This is a genomic window from Lysinibacillus xylanilyticus, from assembly GCF_001708185.1.
Lineage (GTDB): Bacteria > Bacillota > Bacilli > Bacillales_A > Planococcaceae > Lysinibacillus > Lysinibacillus xylanilyticus_A.
Window position 1 is genome coordinate 57101 of record NZ_MDDN01000005.1, and the last position, 23321, is coordinate 80421.

A 23321-nucleotide genomic window follows, 5' to 3' on the forward strand; every position below is an offset into this window, starting at 1 on the left:
TTTTCGACTCCTATACTGACTTCGTAGCCTTATTCTTAATCGCGTTACGCTGATCATAAATATTGGATACAATCACTTTTAATACGGCATAGAATGGTACAGCAATAAGAATGCCGATGAAGCCTGCAATATTACCCGCAGCTAAAATAATCGTAATAACTGTTAACGGATGTATATCGAGTGTTTTCCCCATAACATTAGGTGTTATAAAGTTACTATCAATTTGCTGTGCCACGAGTGTGACAACCGATACCCATATTACTAGAACGGGATCCTGAATAACTGCTACAACTACTGCTGGTGCAAAGGCAATCCAAGGTCCAATAAACGGAATCATATTCATAAAGAACGCGAATATAACAAGTAGCAACGAATACTCTAGACCCATCATTAAATACCCGACAAACATAATGAGCGCTAGTAAAAAACTAATTTGCAGCTGCCCTTGAATATAGCTACGTAATACACTATCAATTTCACTTAACGTCTTCTTCACCCATTCACGGCGCTCACCGCTGAAATATTTATAAATTGATGGTGCAAATTTTTCATGATCCTTCAACATAAAGATAAAGAAGAATGGAATTAAAATAGCTAATAAAGAGGCAGATACAATTGATTGTAAAAACGAAACTAGCCCCTTACTTGCCACAATGGCAATATCTTGTACAGAATTCGCGATACTATCGATCATCTCTTTTAACTGTGGTGGGAAATTTTCCATATTTCTCACCACGTAGTCAGTTGCATCCTGAATACCTTTACTAATCATTGGTGCATTTTTCACTAGCTTATTTAACTGTTCCGCAATCGGATTACCAACAACCCAACCAAAGCCAACAGCGATTGCTATAAGTCCAACAACTATTGCCAATATACTTGACCATCTCGGCCATCCATGTTTTTCTAAAAACCTTTGAATTGGCTCTGTTACATAGTACAAAACACCACCAAGTAACAAAGGGACAAAAATAGTTTTTAAAATAATGACAAGCGGTGAAAAGATCCAATGAATCTCTACAAAATATTTAATGATTAATAGAACAAGTAAAAACCCTACACCTACTTGAAACCAAACTTTCCTCGTCACTTTCATTCACTTCCTTTTATCACATATAATGAGAATACTACTTATATATTTACCATTTCGCAAGTATCCTATTATTTATTATCAAATAAAATAGGTTTTGAAACAAAAAAATCCGCTCCCCTCCCACGGACGTTCCGCAAGCCTCTCTATGCAAAAGCATCTAAAAGGGCTTGCATAACTTGTTTTCCCGTAGGAGTATAGCGAATCTTCACTTCTGTTGCATAACTTAACTGTTTATAATTTTGTATCGTCTACTGAATTTAAGTAATCTTCAATATCACCGATTACAGATTCAACACAGCCGTCCTCGAATGGCGAAATTAACCCTGCTTCTTTTACAAGCTTTGTAAAGGACATAGAGCCTCCTAAACCACATAAATGGATATAATCCTTCCAAGCAGCTTCAAATTCTTCACGTGAACGTTTCCAGAATTGGAATGCACAAATTTGTGCTAACGTGTAATCAATATAATAGAACGGGCTCGCATAAATATGTCCCTGACGTTGCCATATACCACCCGCCTCTAGATAGCTATTATGATCATAGTCACGGTGCGGTAAATATGTTTCCTCAATCTTTTTCCATGCAGCCTTGCGTTCAGCTGGTGTCATATTCGGATTTTCGTAGATAACATGCTGGAACTCATCAACTGCAACACCGTAAGGAAGGAATAATAAACCGCTACTTAAGTGTGTAAACTTATATTTTTCTGTATCTTCCTTAAAGAATAACTCCATCCATGGCCATGTGAAAAATTCCATACTCATCGAATGAATTTCACAAGACTCATATGTTGGCCATAAGTATTCTGGGATACCAATATTACGACTTGAATAAACTTGGAAAGCATGTCCTGCTTCATGTGTTAACACATCGATATCGCCTGAAGTACCATTAAAGTTCGAGAAGATAAATGGTGAGTGATAGTTTTCGATAAATGTACAATAACCGCCACTCTCTTTTCCTTTCTTCGCCACTAAGTCCATTAAATCATGGTCAATCATGAAGTTGAAGAATTCACCAGTTTCAGGTGATAGCTCTTCATACATTTTTTTACCGTTCGCAACAATCCACTCCGGATCGCCTTTTGGTGTAGCATTTCCTGATAAGAAGTTTAATGCTTCATCATAGAACTTAAAGTCAGAAATACCAATACGTTTCGCCTGACGTTCGTATAATTTTGTTGCAAGTGGTACGATCAAATCACGAACTTGGTCACGGAATTTCTGTACCATTTCTGCGTTATAATCAATGCGATTCATTCGAACATAGCCTAACTCAACATAGTTTTTATATCCTAATTTAACAGCAATTTCATGACGCACCTTGACAAGTTCATCATACAATCGATCAAATTCCTCTTCATGGCCCGCAAAAAAGCCAAAGCGTGCATCTGTTGCCGCTTTACGCATTGCACGATCAGTAGACTCCGCATATGGTCCAAGCTGTGCAAGTGTTAATGTTTCACCATTAAAATCAATTTGCGCAGAGGCAACTAGTTTATTGTATTCTGAAACAAGCTTATTCTCCTTTTGCATTAAATCAATGACTGTTGGTGAAAAGCCTTTAATTTGATAGGTTGCTAAATCGAATAACTGCTGACCCCATTTTTCTTCTAACTGTTCACGGAATGGAGAAGCGATTAGTGCTTTATAATATTCTGTCGTTACCTCTTCTAGCTCAGGGCCAACCTCGTCGAAATAATCGCGTTCTGCATGATAAAATTCATCATTTGTATCAATTGAAGCACGAATATACACTAAGTTCGCCATTGTAGCATAATCATTACTTAATGCGTTTAACTTGCCGATTACCCCACTTTGTTCGTCCATCGTTTGAGCATTTTTAAATTGCTCAATTAAAGATAATTGTTGCTCTTTCATTACCTCAATATTTGGACGGCTGTATTCATAGTCTTTAAACGTTTTCATAGAAATCCCCTCTTTCTGTCATATACCCCGTTATCTCTCTATTATATGCCAAATCTATCATATTAAGAAACAATTTAGTAACCAATTATATATGTTTTTAATAGTGCTGCTCTTTCACGTAGTTCTAGCTTTGCTTCCACTGATTTTGGTGTTTTTGCTGCAACGACATCTACTTCAAAATCTAAAGTCTCAGCTAAATATTTTGCACGTTTTAAATGAAAATCATTAGAGACAATCGTGATTCGCTTTGTTCCTGTAGGCAATAGTTCTTTAGAAAACAATAAATTCTCATAAGTGGATGTAGATTGGTCTTCCACTAATATTCTGTTCGTATCAATACCGTTATCCTGTAAGTACTTAAGCATTACAGAAGCCTCTGTTCGATCTTCATCCGCTCCTTGCCCGCCTGAAACAATCACTTTCACATGAGGATACTTATTTAAATACTTAACAGCCTCCTCTAATCTATTTTTCAAAGAAAGCGATGGAACTCCCCCCGGTTTTACCTTCGCCCCTAGCACAATCACGTATTCAGCTGTGCCGTTTGCAACCGGCTGGACACCTTGTTTCATCTCCTCGCCAAGCCAAATATAAACAACACCACCCACAGCGAGTAGCAAAATACCAACCCATAACACCCATTTTTTCACAATTCCCCCCTCCTTTACCTTTTATTAACGATAAGTGAAGAAAAAGGATGCTTGTACGAGTAATTTTGTACAAGCATCCTGATTGATTATCTTAATATAAAGCGCTTAATAGAGTCCTGTAATGCCGTTATTTCATCTGTTAAATCATTGGAAGATTCACTAACAATTTGAATGGCATGCTGTTGTTCATCAACAGATGCCGTTACTTCCTCTGAAGCAGCAGCATTTTTCTCACTAATCATCGCAATACTTTCGATAGATTGTATAATGTTATCCTTTGAGCTATTCAAATATTCTACGCCCGCAGTCATGTCCCCAATGACAGCAATAATTTTCTCTACGGCTAATTCGATTTCCTTAAAGGATAATTCTGTTATGGCAACCGAATCATTTTGCTGACGAACAATGACATTTGTTTTTTTCATCTCATCGTTTACTAAATTAGTTTCACTTTCAATCCCCTTTATGGTTGTACGCACTAGCTCGGTTGCTACAGATGTTTGATCCGCAAGCTTACGTACCTCCTCAGCAACAACTGCAAATCCTTTACCATGCTCACCGGCTCTAGCTGCTTCTATTGATGCATTTAATGCAAGTAGATTCGTCTGATTTGAAATTTCAGTAATGGTACCGACAATACCTTCAATTTCCCTAACTTTCACAATTAAGCTATTAAATACAGCCTGAACGTTATTAATCAACTCAGAAGACTCATGTGATTTCTCTTTTAAACCATTTACATTAACGAGACCTTTTTGATTTGATTGCTTCATATGTTGAGATGCATCAAGCATTACTTCATTTTTATCATGTAATATTTCAATCTGCTGAGCAAACTCAATGGCAGTTCTATTTGTATCCTCAGCATCTGAAGCTTGCTTTAATGCACCGCTTGAAACCTCGTTAATTGCTTTTACTATTTCATCTCCATAAGCGTTTGTTTCCTCTGCCACAGATGTTAAATTTGACGATGTCGATTGAATTTCTACAATAGCTTCCTCAACATCTGTAATTAGTGTTTTTAATTGATGTACCATGTCGTTAAAGCCTTCATTTAGCTGACCAATTTCATCTGTACGTTGTAGATCTTCAATTTCTACAGTCAAATTCCCCTTGGCTACCTCACGTACGCGTTTAGATAGTTTTTGGACTGGTAAAGCCAAATGTCTAGAGACCATTATGACAACTACTGTACCCATAATGATAGCTCCTACTAATGTAATACCAATAATGAGTAATAATGAGTTCGCTTCTTTATTAAAGTCTTGCATATATGTACCTGATGCTATGATCCATCCCCAGTGAGGATCTTTTGCAGAATAAATGATTTTATCAGCGATTACATCTTGACCCGGCAACTCAAATTCATATTGCGTGAAGCCCCCACCAGCAAGTGCTTTTTTGGTTACTTCCCGAATAAAATAGTTACCACTACTATCTTGATCATTCCATAGGTTGTCCCCTTCTCGAGTCGGATGAGTTGTTAATGTCCCTTTTTCATCTAAGATGTATATATATCCGTTCTCTCCCAAATCCCCAGGATAATTGATTGGTCTCTTTCCTTCACTATCCTTCGGTCCGAGTATCGCCTCCCGCACTCGCTCCTGTGCAACTTCTAAAGGAATATCACCCTTTTCAACACTTTCATTGGCTAACTCGATTAATTGCAAAGTAGTTTCAACACTATTCTGAATAACTTGTTCTCCAATATCCTCCATACCATTTTTAGCTTTACCATAACTAACCAAACCTATAATCAGGCTTGGTATAATTAATAATGCTAATGAAATAATAATTAGTTTTCCCTGTATCGAACGTAAAAATTTCATGCTTTAGCCCCCTTTTCTTCTTCATTAACCAAGACTATTAATCTATATTATGTTATGGTTTGAATTTTTTCACAATGGGTAAATTGCAATACAAGGACGAATTATTTGCTTTTTTAGCCAAATACGGATTAATAATGAGGGATTGATTTCCGTTCCGGTTGGGCGCTTTCCTGGGGGCGTCCGATGAGCCGCTTCGCTGCAGGGTCTCATCTGTGACGCTGATCCCCAAGGAGTCGCCCAACCTCCACTCCAATCAACTTATGTACACGGAATATGTTTTAATAGTTAAGAAAAAAACTATCTTTCTACAGAGGCATACCCTATTAGAAAAATAGTTTTTTGATTTTTATCCTAGTTTGAGATTCAATCCATGATTTTGGAGGTTCTAACCACCACTTTGACGTTTCTATCCACGATTCTGGAGGTTCTATCCCTCACTTTGACGTTTCTATCCACGATTTTGGACGTCCTATCCATCATTTTGACATTCCTATCCATGATTTTGGAGGTTCTATCCACCACTTTGACGTTTCTATCCACGATTTTGGACGTCCTATCCATCACTTTGACGTTTCTATCCACGATTTCGGAGGTCCTACCCACCACTTTGGCGTTTCTATCCACGATTTTGGAGGTTCTATCCACCACTTTGACGTTTCTATCCACGATTTTGGACGTCCTATCCATCATTTTGACATTCCTATCCATGATTTTGGAGGTTCTATCCACCACTTTGACGTTTCTATCCACGATTTTGGAGGTTCTATCCCTCTTTGGGATCAGCGATAGAGGAACGAAGGCTAAGAGCATCACGTCCTGTGATAACGCCTTAACGGAAATCACCCCCTCGTTTTGCCGAAGAGTCATACTTTATCTAATATGGTATCTTAATTTCATTGACGTAATAGTTTTTCATAATAAAAAAACCAGTAGCTTTAAACGCTACTGGTTCTATTAATTATTTTCTTATTCGCCTAAATCTGCATTATGGTAAACATTTTGTACATCTTCTAAATCTTCTAATGCATCAATTAGTTTTTCAAATTTCGCTACATCGTCACCAGTTAATGTTACTTCTGTTTGCGGCAGCATTGAAAGCTCTGCTACTGTAAATTCTTGAACACCAGCCGCTTTTAATGCTTCTTGTGCTGCAAAGAATTGGTCCGGCTCTGCATAAATAATGACAGCCTCATCTTCTTCTAGAATATCACGAGCATCAACATCTGCTTCCATTAAAATTTCAAGAACTTCATCTGCTGATTTACCTTCTAAACCGATAACCGCTGTTGAATCAAACATATAGGCAACAGATCCACTGACACCCATATTCCCATTATTTTTACCAAATGCCGCACGTACATCAGAAGCTGTACGATTAACATTATTCGTTAAAGCATCAACGATTAACATCGTGCCTGCTGGTCCGAAACCTTCATAACGTAATTCGTCGAAGTTTTCATCGCCGCCACCCTTCGCTTTATCAATGGCTTTTTCAATAATATGTTTAGGAACACTGTATGTTTTTGCTCGTTCAAGAACAACTTTAAGGGCACGGTTTGACTCAGGATCTGGCTCGCCTGATTTAGCTGCCACATAAATTTCGCGTCCGAATTTTGCATTAATACGGCTTGTACTTTGGTCTTTAGACGCTTTCTTTTCTTTAATATTGTTCCACTTACGACCCATAGTTTCCACTCTCTTTCAATGTTTAAGTTTATAAAAAATCATAGATGCGCAGCTGCACATCTGTAAATGGTAATTAAATACTCATCGTATCTTTACTCTGCAAATAATATCATAAATGATGATTACAAAGCTAGATATGTCAATGTTTAAGGTGACTTTCTTAAGGATTGATTGTCAAAAAAATAGAATTTTCAACATAACGTGTGGTTGATTTCCGTTCCGACCGGGCGCTTTGTTGTTGTTGTTATCGCTTCGCTTTCGCACAGAGCAAAGCTTCCTGGGGGCGTCCGATGAGCCGCTTGGGCCAACAGATGTTTTTTGCGCGAAAGCGTAGTGCTAACGTAGCGGCAGCAGAGGGTTTTGTTTGTGCGAAAGCGCAGCGACAGCAACAGCACGATGTTGGTCACGAAGGCGTTATCACAGGACGTGACGCCCTTAGCCTTCGTTCCTCTATCGCTAATCCCCAAGGAGTCCCCCAGTCTCCACTCCAATCAACTTTAACAAATGTCATATCTGGCTTTCGGTGATGGATCAAAAAATGTGTCATTTATAGTCACTTTACAATTGGTTTTCTATTTTGATTTTTTCTAACAAGGCATGACAACCCTCTAAAACTAAATCATAGGTTTCTTGAAAATTTCCTGTATAGTACGGATCAGGTACATCTTTTTGATGGTCAGTTAAATCTAAAAAGCGAAAAATCTTTGGTGAATCAGGATTGCCTACCATCGTTCGGATATTACGTATATTACTTTCATCCATGCCAATAATGTAATCAAAATGGTTAAAGTCAGCCTTTTGTAATTGTCGGCCCTGCATCCCTTTCGTTGAGATGTCATATTCTTTTAGCTTATCTTGTGTTCCTCTGTGAGGAAGTTCTCCTATATGCCAAGAGCTTGTCGCAGCCGAATCTACTTCAATTCTATGACTTAAATGCTCCTTCTCTACCAAATCACGCATGACCGCTTCAGCCATTGGCGAGCGACAAATATTTCCCAAACATACAAAAAGTACTCGAATCATTTTTTGCTCCTCCTATAACAAGACACTCAAAATCAACTTGATTCTGAGTGCCTTCTAAGTTGTCCCACATTTTACTGGCATGAATGATGTTTCAAGTTATTTCTTTTCCGCTGTAACTCGCTTCTCTAATTCTTCAGTTAATGCTACTAATTCATGCTCAAGGCGATGCGTAAATTCCTCTCGCCCTTCTTTACCCTTGCCTGTTACATAAAATGGCTCGCCATAAATTAGATAGCCTTTACCACGCTTAAAAAGATCACCAGCATTACGCGCACCAATATACGCGGCTGGGACAATTTGCGCTTTTGCCAGCTGTGCTATTGTAATTGCACCTTGTTTTAAATCCGTACCTTCAGAATTTCGCGTACCAGATGGGAAAATCCCAACAATTTTACCCTCTTTCAATAACTGTGAAGGAATTTTAATAACGCTTGGTCCTGGATTGTCACGGTCAACCGGAAAGGCATTTAAACGCTCTATAAGCCAACCAAGACCCTTTATATCAAACAATTGCTTTTTAGCCATAAAGTGAATTTCCCGAGGGTATACTGCAACACCAAGATTTAAAATATCAACATAACCCGTGTGTGTACATGCAATAATAAACCCACCTTCCTTCGGTAAGTTTTGCTCTTCATATACACGCGCTTTTGAGCCCGATAATTTTAATATCACTTTTACAACACTTGCTATAAATTTATACACTGTTTTATTCCTACCTTATTCAATAGTTACTCCCATTGTAATCGAAAATGTCCATGTACTGCAATTGCATGTGAAATAAATCAATTATGCTTCGGCATAATTACGTCCAGATTCGGCTTTGTGCTTAGGCCTGCACGAAGGCAGACACGATGTCGGTCATTTCGGTAATGCCACAGGACGTGGCGTTATTACCGATGTAGGTCAGTTAGCCGTTATCGCATGGATACGATGATTTTAGGCTAACATCCTTTGTGAATTCCTTTCCGAATTCCGTGACATCCGCCTGCATCTGCTGAAATAAGTTAAACCCTTCCCACTAATACATCCACATCAATCGTAATTTCTTCTAATTGGATATTGGCTTCCTCTTTTTTATGCCAGCCCATTGGTGTCATTTCAAGCAATGCCGGTACAAGCTCAGTAGCAAGCGGTACCGTATAAGTAATACGCTCTACACTAACATCGGCAAAGCTGTCTTTAAAACGAGCAACTATTTGTTCATTCGAATATGACTCTTTGGTAGAATCCGCATACAATTGTGCTCGAAGCTCATGTAAGTACCCACTTTGAGGCACAACCTTAACAACACAACCATTCTGAGTTAATAGACGTTTAAATTCTTCGTAATTTGCAGGAGATAAAATATTTAATATGGCATCGAAGCTTGATCTTGCAAATGGACTTTTCGCTAAATCACCAACACACCAAATTTGCTCTGGATAATGTCGAGCTGCAGCAAGTATGCCTTCTTTTGCTATATCAATACCAATGCCAATCCCTTGTTTCTTCGCCATAATACGTGCTAAATGTGAACCTTCACCACATCCTGTATCAAGCACGGTTTCTGCATTAGCAATTAGCTCCCCAATCTTATCTTCTACTAAATCATAGATCCCACTATCAATAACCGCTTTTCGAGATTCAAAGAGTTCTTTACTGTACTTAGAAATAGCACCATGTGTCAGCATATTGACATAGCCCTGCTTGGCAATATCAAATGAATGATTTGAGGAACATACTAGTCTCCCCTGTTCAAAAACACCTATTGACTCTTGACATATTGGACAAGCGAACAGCGTTATATTTTCATCCATTAAGGCTGCCCCTGCAGCTCTTTTTGAAAGTGCCCCCATTAATTTACCTCCTTCTGTTCTGTAGGTGAAACAAGTGCGAAACGCTCCCACTTACGACTTCTCCATCTAAAGTATACAATAATGGCTCGCATCCATTCATCTGCCGAAATCGCTAGCCAAATACCTACTAAGCCCCAATCTAAAACAAAAACGAACAAGTAACCGAGTGGAAGGCTCATACAAACCATCGATAAAAAACCTATTTTCACTGGAAATCTCGCATCCCCTGAGGCACGCAAAGAGTTAATAACCACAATATTCATTGTACGGCCTGTCTCAAGCAGAATACTTAATGCTAGCACAGATGCTCCGATGGCTATTACCTCTGGATTATCAGTAAAAACGTGCATAAGTTGCTTCCGGAATATTGTCACAACTGCAACCATAATGATCGTAAAGATAAAAGCTGCACGCACACTTAACCAAAGCTGCTGATAAGCTTCATCCTTTTTACCAGCACCAACATAACGCCCAATAATAATAGCTGTTCCTGTACCGATTGCAATCGCAAACAAATACGTAAACATCGAAATATTCATGGCATATTGTCTTGCTGCAAGCGTCTCTGAGCCTAAGTACGTTGCATAATATAGGAAGACAATCTGACAAAACTGATAAAGAACTTGTTCAAATGCAGACGGCAAGCCTATATTTAATATTTTTCGAACATATTCCTTTGAATACTCGAAATAATAATCTAGCTTCAACCTTACTTCCATAACTTGATACAACAGCCAGAAAAACATAAGAACTGCTAATCCACGACTTATAACTGAGGAAATAGCTGCACCTTTTACACCTAGCTCCGGTAATCCTAAGTTACCAAAAATTAAACCGTAATTTAATACAACATGCAGCACATTCATACCTAGTGATACATACATCGTTTGCTTTGTCCTACCATGTACACGGATAATCGCTGCTAACGCATTTATAATTGCCTGTAAAAAAATAAAACTTCCGATAATAGCTAAATAGCTTTGTGCGTATTGAAGCACTTCCCCCTGCAAGTTCATCATCGTCATTAAATGACTTGAAAAGAAGAAAAATAAAATACTCATCACGAGTCCAACGATCAAATTCATCGTTACTGCTAAAGCGGATATCTTCGCAGCTTCCAAAAAACGCCTTGAGCCTAAATATTGCGACACAACAATTGAAGCACCATTACCAACTACTTCAAGTATTAAAATGGCAATATGAATATATTGATTGGCAGCACCCACCCCTGATACAGCATTATCTGATAAAGCACTGAGCATAAAAGTATCGGCTAGTCCCATCAACATAAATAAAAATACTTCTAAAAATATCGGCCACGTTAAATGAAACAAACTTAACTTATTAGTCTCTTTTCTCTCACTTTCTCTTAATGGATCTGCCAATACGTTTCACTTCTCCTATACGCGTCATAAAATAATAGTATCTTATCATAGATTATTAGGCTGTAAAGAGTTTTAGTATTTATTATCAAAAAGATTAACACTTCACAAAAAAATCCCTTTCACAAGACCGTGTGAAAGGGTTGCCTACTAAGTTAAGCAATGCGCCTGCAATTGCTCACGCTTTTCTTTTGTTAGACCAAATTCTTGCTCTAAAAATGCTGTCTTTGAGCCAAATCGGTTATCCATTGCATCAAATGCCGCCTGTAAATAATCCTCACGGGCAGACATTAATGCATAAAATTGCTGTAATTCTCGATCATTGTAATCTTGCTGAATTGCCTGAGCCATCTGTTCTACCAAGGACCGTAAATGTATATTTGTAACTAAATAGTCCTCCATGATTGTTTCCTCAGGCACATCTAAAGCGAGCAAAATAAGTGCACCACCGATACCTGTTCGATCCTTTCCTACCGCACAATGATGTACAAGCCCTAAATTTTCAGGGTTTTGAATCGTTACCATTAACTCCTTAAACGACGCATTATTAAAAGGCATTTGTGCATAAAATTCTCGGAACATCTCTGGATTTACAACCTTATAAAAATCTTTTTTTCCAGCGTTTGTAGGCATCTCAAAAGCATGATTGCCCTTTGCTGGAATTTGAATATATTTAGCTTGCGGGAAGATCGGATTAGGATTATTTTGTGCCTCATGGTTGTCGCGATAATCGAAAATTGTTTTCACACCTAGCGTTCCAAAAAGCTCCTTATCTGCTTTCGTCATTTTCCCAAGCGCCGCTGAACGATAAAACAAGCCATTCTTTACTGAACGCCCATCTCTCGTCTTATATCCACCCATATCACGAAAATTATGAACAGCCTCAAACGGAATAATCTTCATATCAAACTGTTTCATTTACTGCACCTCCCTCTATTAATAAACATTCTTATTTATATTCTATAAAACAATTCGCTATAATACCAATTTTCACACTAGGAAATGTCATCAGCTAGTCTCAAGCCGAGTGATGTATGGTTCTATCCGAGCACTTCTTCATCGAAGCGAAACACCTGTACAATGATCATTAGATTCGACCAACATCAAAAAAAGCTGCCCTGGATAAAGGACAGCTCTAAAATACTTTTCAATATAGATTATTTAAATAACTCAGGATATGCTGCTTTTGCTACTAGCTCAACAGCTTCACCAATACGTGGACCTGGACGGTTCGAAATATCAGTATCTATATAATAAACCGCTTTGTTTTGAATGGCTGTGATTGAATTCCATCCATCACGTGCAAGAATTTCTCCCACTGAGTTTTCTACATAGCTTACTGTTGTTAAAATGACTTCTGGATTTTTCGCAATGACATCTTCCTCAGATACCTTTGCCCAGCTTTGAACGTCAGCAAATACATTTTTCACATTAGCAGCATTTAAAATCTCTTGTTGGAATGTATCAGAACCAGCTGTATAGATGTCTGGCTTTGGACTAATTTCTAAGTAAATATTTTTTGGTTCTTTTACATCTTTGACTTTTGCCTGGACTTCCGCAATTTTAGCTTTAATATCTTCGTTTAACTTTTCGCCTTTATCTTCAATCCCCATAACAGATGCAATTTGTTGGATATCCCCGTAAACATCATCAAATGAAGCAGCTGATTTGATAGCAAAAACTTTAATTCCTGCATCTTCAAGAGTTTTTAGAGCATTTAAGTTTTCATCATCACCACCAGTTGTATAGGCAATAACAACATCTGGCTTTAACGCTAAAATACGCTCACTATTGAAAGTTGCAGCAGTAGAGACGCGCTCAATTTTTTGCGCTTCTTCTGGATACGTATCATACTCTGTTGCACCGACGATTTTATCACCAACACCTAGGGCAAACAAAATTTCTGTATTACTTGGTTGTAATGAAACAATAGTTTTAGGTACTGCATCAAACGCTACTTCTACACCACGATCATCCGTAACTTTATAGCTTGTGCTCTCAGTTTGTTGCTCGTCCTTAGAAACAGTGTCTTTGTTAGCATCCTCTTTTGTGCCGCAGCCTACTAATACGAGTGCTAACATTAATACAGAAAGCCATTGTAGATTAAACAATTTCTTCATTTCATTGATTCTCCTTTTTCTTTTTCATTGGGTATGACTTACTAATAAACGGTATTTCAGCAATACCAGCGCGCTGATTCATATAGACAGCCATAACAAAAAATACATTGGCTAGTAATCCTATATAATCAAACAGAATAGCTGGTACTTCCCGTTCCTCAGAAACTTTGTGTAAAATACGGTATGATTTTTTCGACTCACTACGACATACATGTAATGCAGCAGCAGCCTCTGTTCCTTGTGGTAATACAAAATTCTGAATCTCATCTTTCACATGACTAACATAAAAATCATAACGATCACTAAGCCACGCTAAGTCATCTTCAGTTACTGCTAATTTCCCTCGGACGGAGCCATTAACATGGTAAGCCATTGGCAAAATAGCTAATAAATCATCTGCCACTACCCTTACTGTCTCTTTATTTACTGCTACTAAAGCGACACCCATATGTGTTGTAAGACTATCTGTTCGAATTTCAAAATCTACTGTTGATGCCTTTTCACGCATAAATGGATAACAAGAATAACGTGCATCTTTTTTCAACTCTAGTCCCCGCTTTCCTTCGTGAAAAATTCTTACTAAAAGTGAGTATACATAAAAAAACGTCGCCCCTACTCCTAAGGGACGACGAAAATAGCATAAATAGTGTCGCATAGACACGACAAAGCCTATGTATTTGCCGCATATCCTCCTAGCTTCCGAAGAGCATCTATACGTTCAAATAAAGGTCGGTCTCCTGGCTTGTACATCCAATCATGTTATGAGTCATAAAAACCTGCCCATCCGATATTTCGACAAAGGTATATCTTTATGATTCCTGTACTTACAGTTGCGGAAACAGCTTCGGTCTTTCACCGAATTCCCAATTATGCTTGTTAACACCTTTATTTTGCAAAAATAATTCACTTGTAAAGCAGTTTAACACATATTGATAGGAAAAAATAGCTTTGAAATGAACGGAAAACAAATGAATACGAACAACAGTAAGCCTATTTCTACATAGCTATACAAAATCATTCTCTAATCTAAATTCAAGACATTTGAAGTATGTCCCTTCAACTTGACTGCACATTCTGTGGGGAAACGCTCTCTGCAAACGTATCCTCCCTCCACAATATGTACTTTCATCAGCATACTTCTTTAATCAAGAACAGATCCAAGTATTGATTCAAAGTTTTATAAAATTTTTTCAATAGCTTGCTCAACATCAAGCTGTGAATCTGTCGGTTCAAAGCGGGCAACTGTTTTACCATTTGTATCTATTAAAAATTTTGTAAAGTTCCAGCGAATATTACGACCGTCTAAAAAACTAGGTGCAATTTGGATAATTGCTTCTGCTAACATTTTTTCCTGCATACTTGCCTTGCCAAATTCACGATAGTCTATCTCGTGCTTTAAATAATTGAATAATGGATGTGTCGCATCTCCGTTTACCTGCACGAGTTCAAAAATCGGGAATGTTACCCCATAGTTGATTTTGCATAGGTGTGTAGTTTGTTCGCCATCTTCAGGATTTTGGTTATCAAATTGATCACAAGGAAAACCTAAAACGACAAAATTATCCTTCCCATATTTATCATACATTTTTTGCAAGTCTTCAAATTGATATGTAAAACGGCACTTGTTTGCTGTATTAACAATTAACAGCGTTTTTCCTCGATAAGTTTCCATTGATAGTATCTCACCGTTTGGCTTCTTAACTAAATAATTATAAATACTCATTGTTTAACTCCCTTTTTCCCTAAATTGTCAGGAATGTTGATTAACAATATTAATTGATTAGAATATGTAATTTTCTGCCACAATCAGTTAAACATGGTTCATCATGTTCATCACCAAAAGTTGCGAATGACATTTGTTTAGACGTATGTCATTTAATCTTCATTCAGTACAGACGAAATCAACCCTATGTTATGCCGATGGACCTTAAAAATAGGCATACAATAGTGAAACAGCCACAAAAAATCATATTATCGGTCAATAATAAACCTATATTTTCCTACTCAGCACGCCTGATATATTATAAACTATTTCTCTATTAGCGAAAGAATTTTCACAAAACAAATAGCCATTCCACGTCTTTAATGGATGGCTTTCATATATTTCTTTTTGTATTTAACATCTTTTTCTTCCGCAATTAAACGCTCCGCAATTTTTAGTAGCTTCGGGTCTTTCGTTTCATCAAATAGCTTTTTAAAAGATACAATAATATCATAGCGCATTAATGCCGGTTGTTTTTCGTCTAAGCATGTTTGAAATCTTTTTGCCAAATATGAAACGACTAAATCTTTTTGTACTTTCCCCGCTAAACCTATTTTCCAAATTGCCTGCAAAGTATGTCTCGCCGTTTCTGTTTTTTCATCATAGGTCACTGCCCAAATCTTTAAGAAATCCTCTAATACTCTCTCTTCTGGATCACTTTTTGCTGCCAATGCGCATAAAATTTGTGCCGCGCTTGCACGAACATGCCCATTTTTGTATGTAAGAGCCTGAACAAGTTGTTCCCAAACTGCATATGTCCAATCAACTGGTTCCTGCATTATTTTCATCAATTCTTCGTAAGATTCATATTGAATATCGCTGTCACGTTCTGTTAAATTACTAAAAAGTTGCATAATCTTTTTTTCCATGATTCATCCCTACCTTTATTGTTTCAGACCGTAATAATATTTTTATGTTTTATGGTACACTTAACTTACTTTGCGCAAAGAAGGTGAGTTTATGAATAAAATTAATTCTAGGAAACTGATTTTTAGAATGATTATGATTATTACTTTAATTGTAGCTGCATATTTTATTATCCCAGTTTCCGTTCCCGTTATATTAGCTGGTGTTACTGCATTTTTTTTAGAGCCAATTGTTATGTTCTTTAAACGGCGATGGAAAATGTCTCGGAAAATTGCAGTTGCGTTTATTTATATAGTGAGCGTTATTTTAATTTCCATTATTTGCTATTTTACTATTACACAACTTATGTCGCAAATAATTTCAATTTCAAAGCAAGCTCCCTATTATATTTCAAAACTATCAGAAATGTGGCTTAGTATGCAAGAAAACATTTCTAAATACACAGAAGACTTCCCTCCTGAAGTAAGTGCCTCGCTTCAAAGTACAACAATGGATTTCATAAAGAAAATCGAAGAATCTTTTTTAAACTTTTTTAATTATACTAAAGTTACAGCCTTCTTTGCTGAAATCCCAAGCCTATTTATCAGTCTTCTCGTTTATACGATTGCTCTATTTTTATTTATGCTAGATTTACCCAAGTTAAAACAAATCACCTATAAATATTTAAAGCCTAGCACTGCAAATAAATTAAAAATCGTCGCGAATCGTTTAAAGGATGCTATTTTCGGCTATATGAAGGCACATTTACTCGTTAGCTTTATTATTGGTGGCGTCACACTTATTGGGCTATTACTAATCCAACCAAAATACGCGATAACGATGACAATTATTATATGGCTAATTGATATTATTCCTTTCCTCGGTTCTATTATTATTTTGGCACCATGGGGGCTTTATCACCTGTTAGTAGGAAATATATCTATAGCTGTAAAATTATTCATCCTAGCTGCTATTTTACTCATTATTCGTCGAGTAGTCGAGCCTAAATTAATGGGTCACCATATCGGTTTATCAACTTTACCTACATTAATTGCCATGTTTATTGGTCTTCAGTTATTTGGTGTGATCGGTTTACTCGCAGGACCTTTTGTCATTATTTTTTTTATTGCATTAAAAGAAACAGGTATTATCAAGCTGAATTTTAAAATATAGCATTTTATATAAACATCAATTCAATCATCCCCTAAACAAAAAAAGTCATCTTTGTATTTTTTCTTTACAAAGATGACTTTTTTGTCATTTCAAACGTCTATATAATGTAAGGCTTATTGAACACGACCGAAGCCTACTAAATATTGGTTCCACCAGTCAAGTGACTCAACGACAACACCCTTATTTTGAGCGTCAATCATCGTGTTGTTACCTAAGTAAATACCAACATGCGCTACACCTGAACCATAGCTGAAGAATACTAAGTCACCTACACGGGCTTCACTTGCTGAAATACGTTGTGTTGCTGAATATTGTTGTGATGCTGTACGCGGTAAAGATACACCTGCTTGCTTGTAAGACCATTGTACAAGACCTGAGCAGTCAAATCCTGTCGATGGGTTATTGCCGCCCCAAACATAGCTAGTGCCTAGGAATTGCTTCGCAGTGGAAATAGCATCACCTGAAGATGCAGTCCCTGCGCCAGACCCAACAACGACTTTTTGTGAATTACCTTTTTTACCATCGCTATCATTGTTTTCATTGTTACTATTGCTATTATCGTTACCATTGCCGTTTGTTGCTTGTACAACTGGAGTAACTGCTTGAAGCGCACGTAAACGAGCTGCTTCTTCCTCTGCTTTTTTACGTTCTGCTTCTAAACGTTCTTCTTCTTGTTTCGTTGCAATTTCTGCCTTTAATGCAAGAGATTTCGCTTCGTTTTCAGCTTTTTTTACTTCCATTTCGCTTTCCTTTTGTTGAAGCTCTTGGAATTGCTTTTGAAGCTCTTTTTGTTTTTCATCTAATGTTGCTTTTTGTTTCTCTAAGTTAGCCTTATCTGCTTCTTGTTGATCTACTAATTCTTGGTCAGCATCCATTAATGTTTTTACCGCTACGACACGGTCCATTAAATCTGCAAAGCTTTTTGATTCAAGAACAACGTTTAAGTAAACACCCACAGTGTCATCTTGCGCTTGATACGCAGCCATACGCTCACTTAAAATTTTAGAACGTTGCTCAATACGCTTTTCAGTTTCTGTAATATCTGCATCAACGTCTTTAATATCTGTTTGTACTTTGTTAAATACTTTTACTTTTTCATCGATCTCTTTTTGTAAATTTGTTAATTCTTCTTGTAGCTTTTTAACTTCTGTATCTATTTTAGCTTTCTTATCAATCATTTGTTGAGATGTTTCTTCTGCGTGCACTTCTGTCGGTTGAACTGTGTTAAATAATAAGCCACCAGCTAGCGCTAATGCTAGCACCATCGACTTACGCCATTTATTGCGCTTACCCACGTTACTTCTTTCCCTTCATTAGTCAATTTCGCTCTTGGAGTTTTAATGTAATCAATTGAACGATTTATTTTGTAATTTCTTATATTTATATTAGCCTTTTAAAGTTTAGCATTATCAGCACAACTTTTATACTATTTCACACCTATTTAATCGTTTAGTAAAACTCGAAATATATTTGTAACATTTGTGTAAAATCTAAAATATTCTACAAAATACCGTTTCTTTCTACAAAATATCATTTTCAGCTACTTTCCTATTAGATTCGCTCACTAATTTGTAATGTTTTTGTAATATTTCTCGACGACGTTTTGAACATAAAAAAAGGTAAGGGAACATCTCCCCTACCTATTGCTTCATAGAACGTAACGCTTGAATAGAAAGCCGAACTAACAGAATAGCACACAAAAATAAACCTATGTATGCAGCTGTATTTAAGTAAACGGCGTATGAATCGTGAATAAATTGTGAGATTGCTAAAAGTGCTACAGAAATAATACCAAAGGTAATACCAACGAGAAGTAAGACCAAACGGGAAAACAGATTTGTAATAAAACGTGCATTATGCTCATCCGAAAAAACATCGTGATGTAAAATAATTTTTCCGCTCTCTACTCGTTGAATAAGCTGATCAACCCGTCTTGGCATTTTGCGTAATGTCGGAATAAGCATTGATAGTTCTTCTTGCAAGCGTTCCTTTGTTGCCATCGGTTCTTTAAATGGCTTTAGGAGAGATGCCCGCATATACGTAGATGAAAAATCTTTCGCTTCCATAAAAATATCAAAACGCGAATCAATTACCCGTAACGTCCCATCTAATGTTACTAATGATCGTAGCGCTAAACCTACTGCGGGATAGAAAGCAAGACCGAAATCACGGACAACCGTAAATAACGCATGTATCAATTCTTCTGTTGGAATTCGATCCACGTAAGAAATCTTCAACAAAATTTGATCAATGGCTTGCTCCATCTTTGCACGCTCTGCATGATCAGCATTTTCAACCAATAGTGTTAGACCATCATATAAAATATTTGAATCATTTAGCTGAATCCCCATTAAAAATAGCTTTAAGCCCTCTTGTTGTGTAGCCCCCAAACGACCAACAGCCCCAAAATCAAGGAGGATTGGTGTACCATCCTTCTCATCAATATGAATATTTCCCGGATGAGGATCTGCATGAAATATACCTGAAAATAGCATCTGCTCAAAGAAGGAATATAAAACAGTACGCGCAAACTGCCTACGATCAATTTCTAAACTATTAAAAACAGCCGCACCATCTGCAACACTTTTCCCCCGTACGTATTCCATGACAATAATATTTTCATCACAATATGCTGTATAGATTTTAGGAATACGCACCTTATAATCGCTTTTAGCAAGGGCATTAGTCACTTGCAATGTATTCCGAACCTCAATATCTAAATGAATTTCCTCGCGTAATCCATCTGCAAATCCTCTAGCAAGTTCTCGAAAGCCCAACGATTCAGCCCATGTAGACTTGCTTGTTAGCCAATTAGAAAATTCCTCCAAAATCTCAAGGTCGTCTCGCATGATCCCCTTTATTTCTGGTCGCAGTAGCTTCACCACGACTTCATCATAATTCTTTAATCGCGCCTTATGTACTTGTCCAATAGACGCTGCCGCAATAGGCTCCATTTGAAAACTTGCAAATATCTCATTCACCGGCTTAGGAAGTGAACCTTCTAAAATTTGAGTTACCTGCTCTGACGGTAAAGGCTTCACACGATGCTGCAGCCTCTCCAATTCGTCAATAAAGATGGGTGAAAACAGTTCCTTACGTGTAGAAAGCACCTGACCAAATTTAATAAATATCCCACCACATTGCTCCAAAGTAGACCTTAAAGCAATCGCAAGCTCCTTTTCATTTTCTCGTTGTCTTGCGTATTTAATCGTTTGCACAACACCATTTGTCACAGCTATTTTTAACACCTGTCGTAAGCGCTTTTGTTGTCGCCAGTAGCTACGAAGGCGCAACAATAAATTTTTTTGGTCATTACGACGATCTCCAGCTGTAATACCACTTGAGTCAAAAAGCTCAAAAACAAGGTAGAGCAGCATAGAAATTAGCAGCATGCTACCAAGCCAAATAAGTGTACTGACCTCTGTCACCGTTTGCATCACTGTTTCAGACAAAAAATCTGTATGGCGCAAATAAGAATACCAGTAGACAAAGGACGTCAGCGTCACACTAATAACTACAGAAAGAACCCTACGAACAAAATTGATATTTGAGCCAATTAATCGACCACTTACAAAATAAATAATCCCTGATACGGCAATGATTTGGATTAAAAATTTCAAAAAAATCAACAGCGTCACCTCCGATGCTACTTCCTAATACTGCTAGTATAACAAATTACGATCTGTACTTCTTTTAATATAAAACGAATCCATTTTGAAAAAAGATCTCTCAAAATGGATTCTGTATATTTAAATATCTGTTTTTACAAAAGATTACTCACTCTTGTTACTTACTGTATCATTTATCGATTTGCGGCTTTATCATTGCACCTTTTTTCGGCATTAAATCGCCATCTATCTCTTCAAAAAATAGAGGCAGTCCTTCTGCTAAGACAGGGTGAATAACTTTAGTAGGATCTTGTCTTTGATGATGAATATGTAAATGAGGCTCTGAGGATGAACCGCTATTCCCAACACGTCCAATGACATCTCCTGGCTCTACAGTATCTCCCACTTCAACGGTGACGCTATCTTTTTTCAAGTGATTAAGTAAAAGATAAGTGCCTGATTCTTTTATTTTTATGTACACATAATTTCCTTCTATTGACGTAAAATCTTCTGTCCCTGGTGTAATGTCAACTTCATCATTTGAAACAGCGACAACAATTCCAGAAACCGGTGCATTAATTTCTTTATTCCATATCCCGTAATCCTCATTGCTATCACTGTTAATGTTATAAGGCTCCATTACTAAATCATAGGCCCATCGCTCTGATGCCCATACTGCATGTGGTAAATTATCTTTAACATGATTACCGCCCCACCCAACAACAGTTTCTTCAGTTAAAGGCCAACCTACAGTTATAGATGGTTGAGTACGTTCAATAGTGTTCGGATAAGCACAAAGAATAATATTCATAGTCATTAAAATTGGAAAGATGAATATGATGTTTATCACTATATTCATAAACAACTTAACACTTCTTTGCTTTTTAACAATTAATATGATTAACATGACAAAATTAATCATCAATCCTATAGCTCCTACTACTGGTAAAATTAATTTAAGTATTGTCCATGAATATACACCGAATAGATCACCAATAAAAAATGCACTGATCCATAATAATAAAATAAGCGCTATTAACACACCATTTGTATAACCATACTTCCGCAACAATTTTTTTAAAATAAACTCGTTCCTCCCTATGTCAAAAATCCACAATCATCATTACTAAATATAGCAATTTAAGGATAAAGTGCCCATACGACCTGAGATGTAAATTTAGAAAGCTATAATAAAAAATACCTTTAAACAAAAATTGTCTAAAGGTAAAAGGCATTGAACGTTTTATAATTTTTTCGAATTTGTTACGTAATTTATCTCATCGTTTCTAAATAGCTTGTAAGAAATTCTGTCAATTCACAGCATCCTTTAATTTGTTGAAAGGACCTTCTCCCAATCTATTGTGCCATTTTTAACTTGTTCCCGTTTTTCTTTATTCATAATATCATTAGGACGTCCACCGTTTGGCCAATCTTTATCATGATTAGCCCATTCAGGTCGATCCTGCGATAAAATATAGGCTGCTAAATCTGCAGCATCTTGATCTGTCAAAGTTCCAGCTGCTCCTATTGGCATATTGGTTTTAATGTAGCCAGCCATTTTTGACATACGTGCCATACCCGCTCCATCATTAAATGAATTTTCACCCCATAATGCCGGACCTGTATTAGCACCAGTACCTGAACCATCAACTGCATGGCAAGTAATACAAGACTGGGCATATAACTCTTCACCGTTCGTTACGTCCGGTATAGGAACGTTTTTCATAGTACTTGTACCTGCCCATTCACGCTCCGCTCCAATAGGTACACCTTCTGAAATATAGGTGAAGTATGAGACCATAGCTTCTAACTCTTCGCTGTTCATGTCAAATTTTTTACCGTTCATACTACGAACCATACAACCATTAATACGCTCTTCAATCGTTACAACATCTCCTGATCGTGCAATATATTGCGGATAATTCGCTGTAACCCCAACTAATGACGCAGCTTGCTCATCAATGCCTGCTCCTGCATGACAGCTTGTGCAAGACAATTGATTCCCAACATATTCATCTGCAGCTACATGTGTATTATTGACAAGCTCATAGCCATTTAATATCGTTTCTTTCATAGGTCCATCTGGTACTTCTTCAATACTCGGCGGTGCATAGACAGCTGACTGAGCAGCTGCTGTTGTTGGTATTTTTGCCTGTTCTGCGGCTTCTTTGCTTTCTCCGTTAGCATCACCTAAAATTTTATCACTAATGACTGCCCCGACAAAAAGTGTACCTGCTAATAATACTGTCCCCGCTACTCCTGCTACTATAGGTTTCATCTACAATACCCCCCTTTGTATAATCACCTATATTTTAGCAAGATAGCATATTTTTCGATGTGATTTTCCTCACACCTCGTGCAAATAGAACCATTCAGATGATA

Annotated in this window: 21 protein-coding genes and 1 riboswitch; of the genes, 2 read left to right on the forward strand and 19 right to left on the reverse strand. The window is 37.3% G+C overall.

Translation table 11 applies throughout. The features are described from left to right. Positions 1–10 precede the first annotated feature (10 nt). From BFJ97_RS12195 to BFJ97_RS12220, 6 genes are all read right to left on the reverse strand, one after another. On the reverse strand, positions 11–1096 hold the full coding sequence (locus BFJ97_RS12195; RefSeq protein ID WP_083227023.1) for an AI-2E family transporter: 1086 nt from the start codon (positions 1094–1096) through the stop codon (positions 11–13). 228 nt (positions 1097–1324) lie between these two features. After that, entirely contained in the window at positions 1325–3022 is a 1698-nt protein-coding gene (locus BFJ97_RS12200; protein WP_068984934.1) for a M3 family oligoendopeptidase, read from the reverse strand. A gap of 74 nt (positions 3023–3096) precedes the next feature. Next, on the reverse strand, positions 3097–3672 hold the full coding sequence (locus BFJ97_RS12205) for a YdcF family protein (protein WP_068984935.1): 576 nt from the start codon (positions 3670–3672) through the stop codon (positions 3097–3099). 86 nt (positions 3673–3758) lie between these two features. Then, on the reverse strand, positions 3759–5501 hold the full coding sequence (locus BFJ97_RS12210; protein WP_068984936.1) for a methyl-accepting chemotaxis protein: 1743 nt from the start codon (positions 5499–5501) through the stop codon (positions 3759–3761). Positions 5502–5864: 363 nt separating this feature from the next. Further along, complete coding sequence (locus BFJ97_RS12215; protein ID WP_139114435.1) at positions 5865–6368, reverse strand: hypothetical protein; 504 nt, start codon at positions 6366–6368, stop codon at positions 5865–5867. 99 nt (positions 6369–6467) lie between these two features. After that, complete coding sequence (locus BFJ97_RS12220) at positions 6468–7187, reverse strand: YebC/PmpR family DNA-binding transcriptional regulator (protein WP_068984938.1); 720 nt, start codon at positions 7185–7187, stop codon at positions 6468–6470. Positions 7188–7477: 290 nt separating this feature from the next. Between BFJ97_RS12220 and BFJ97_RS12225 the strand changes: the two genes are divergently transcribed. Then, a complete protein-coding gene (locus BFJ97_RS12225; RefSeq protein WP_068984939.1) occupies positions 7478–7714 on the forward strand; it encodes a hypothetical protein in 237 nt (78 codons plus the stop codon). 31 nt (positions 7715–7745) lie between these two features. On the opposite strand, the gene BFJ97_RS12230 is transcribed toward BFJ97_RS12225, so the two are convergent. From BFJ97_RS12230 to BFJ97_RS12270, 9 genes are all read right to left on the reverse strand, one after another. After that, positions 7746–8210, reverse strand: a complete 465-nt coding sequence (locus tag BFJ97_RS12230; RefSeq protein ID WP_068984940.1) for a low molecular weight protein-tyrosine-phosphatase — start codon at positions 8208–8210, stop codon at positions 7746–7748. A gap of 96 nt (positions 8211–8306) precedes the next feature. Then, a complete protein-coding gene (locus BFJ97_RS12235) occupies positions 8307–8915 on the reverse strand; it encodes a lysophospholipid acyltransferase family protein (RefSeq protein ID WP_068984941.1) in 609 nt (202 codons plus the stop codon). A gap of 302 nt (positions 8916–9217) precedes the next feature. Continuing rightward, the gene (locus BFJ97_RS12240) at positions 9218–10048 is read right to left on the reverse strand and encodes a putative RNA methyltransferase (protein ID WP_068984942.1); all 831 of its coding nucleotides are present in this window, start codon (positions 10046–10048) and stop codon (positions 9218–9220) included. Beyond that, entirely contained in the window at positions 10048–11433 is a 1386-nt protein-coding gene (locus BFJ97_RS12245) for an MATE family efflux transporter (protein ID WP_068984943.1), read from the reverse strand. Before BFJ97_RS12245 ends, BFJ97_RS12240 begins: the two co-directional genes overlap by 1 nt. 147 nt (positions 11434–11580) lie before the next feature. Further along, on the reverse strand, positions 11581–12348 hold the full coding sequence (locus tag BFJ97_RS12250) for a tyrosine-protein phosphatase (protein ID WP_068984944.1): 768 nt from the start codon (positions 12346–12348) through the stop codon (positions 11581–11583). Between the two features lie 239 nt (positions 12349–12587). Continuing rightward, positions 12588–13550, reverse strand: a complete 963-nt coding sequence (locus BFJ97_RS12255) for an ABC transporter substrate-binding protein (RefSeq protein WP_068984945.1) — start codon at positions 13548–13550, stop codon at positions 12588–12590. Between the two features lies 1 nt (position 13551). Then, the gene (locus BFJ97_RS12260; protein ID WP_068985092.1) at positions 13552–14094 is read right to left on the reverse strand and encodes a hypothetical protein; all 543 of its coding nucleotides are present in this window, start codon (positions 14092–14094) and stop codon (positions 13552–13554) included. A gap of 166 nt (positions 14095–14260) precedes the next feature. Then, positions 14261–14452, reverse strand: a riboswitch (cobalamin riboswitch). 275 nt (positions 14453–14727) lie between these two features. After that, positions 14728–15273, reverse strand: coding sequence for a glutathione peroxidase (locus tag BFJ97_RS12265; protein WP_068984946.1), 546 nt, complete (start codon positions 15271–15273; stop codon positions 14728–14730). Positions 15274–15632: 359 nt separating this feature from the next. Beyond that, entirely contained in the window at positions 15633–16181 is a 549-nt protein-coding gene (locus BFJ97_RS12270) for a hypothetical protein (protein WP_068984947.1), read from the reverse strand. A 91-nt stretch (positions 16182–16272) separates the two neighbouring features. Here BFJ97_RS12270 and ytvI point away from each other — a divergent pair, with 91 nt between their 5' ends. Further along, a complete protein-coding gene (gene ytvI / locus BFJ97_RS12275) occupies positions 16273–17331 on the forward strand; it encodes a sporulation integral membrane protein YtvI (RefSeq protein WP_068984948.1) in 1059 nt (352 codons plus the stop codon). Positions 17332–17444: 113 nt separating this feature from the next. Here the strand turns inward: ytvI and BFJ97_RS12280 are convergent, their stop codons facing one another. From BFJ97_RS12280 to BFJ97_RS12295, 4 genes are all read right to left on the reverse strand, one after another. Next, complete coding sequence (locus tag BFJ97_RS12280) at positions 17445–18626, reverse strand: C40 family peptidase (RefSeq protein WP_302621796.1); 1182 nt, start codon at positions 18624–18626, stop codon at positions 17445–17447. 345 nt (positions 18627–18971) lie between these two features. After that, positions 18972–20960 carry an ABC1 kinase family protein gene (locus tag BFJ97_RS12285; RefSeq protein ID WP_068984949.1) on the reverse strand — a complete coding sequence of 663 codons (1989 nt, stop codon included), beginning with the start codon at positions 20958–20960 and terminating at the stop codon, positions 18972–18974. A 169-nt stretch (positions 20961–21129) separates the two neighbouring features. After that, complete coding sequence (locus BFJ97_RS12290; RefSeq protein WP_254660164.1) at positions 21130–22011, reverse strand: M23 family metallopeptidase; 882 nt, start codon at positions 22009–22011, stop codon at positions 21130–21132. Between the two features lie 255 nt (positions 22012–22266). Next, on the reverse strand, positions 22267–23217 hold the full coding sequence (locus BFJ97_RS12295; RefSeq protein WP_068984950.1) for a c-type cytochrome: 951 nt from the start codon (positions 23215–23217) through the stop codon (positions 22267–22269). Positions 23218–23321: the final 104 nt, after the last annotated feature.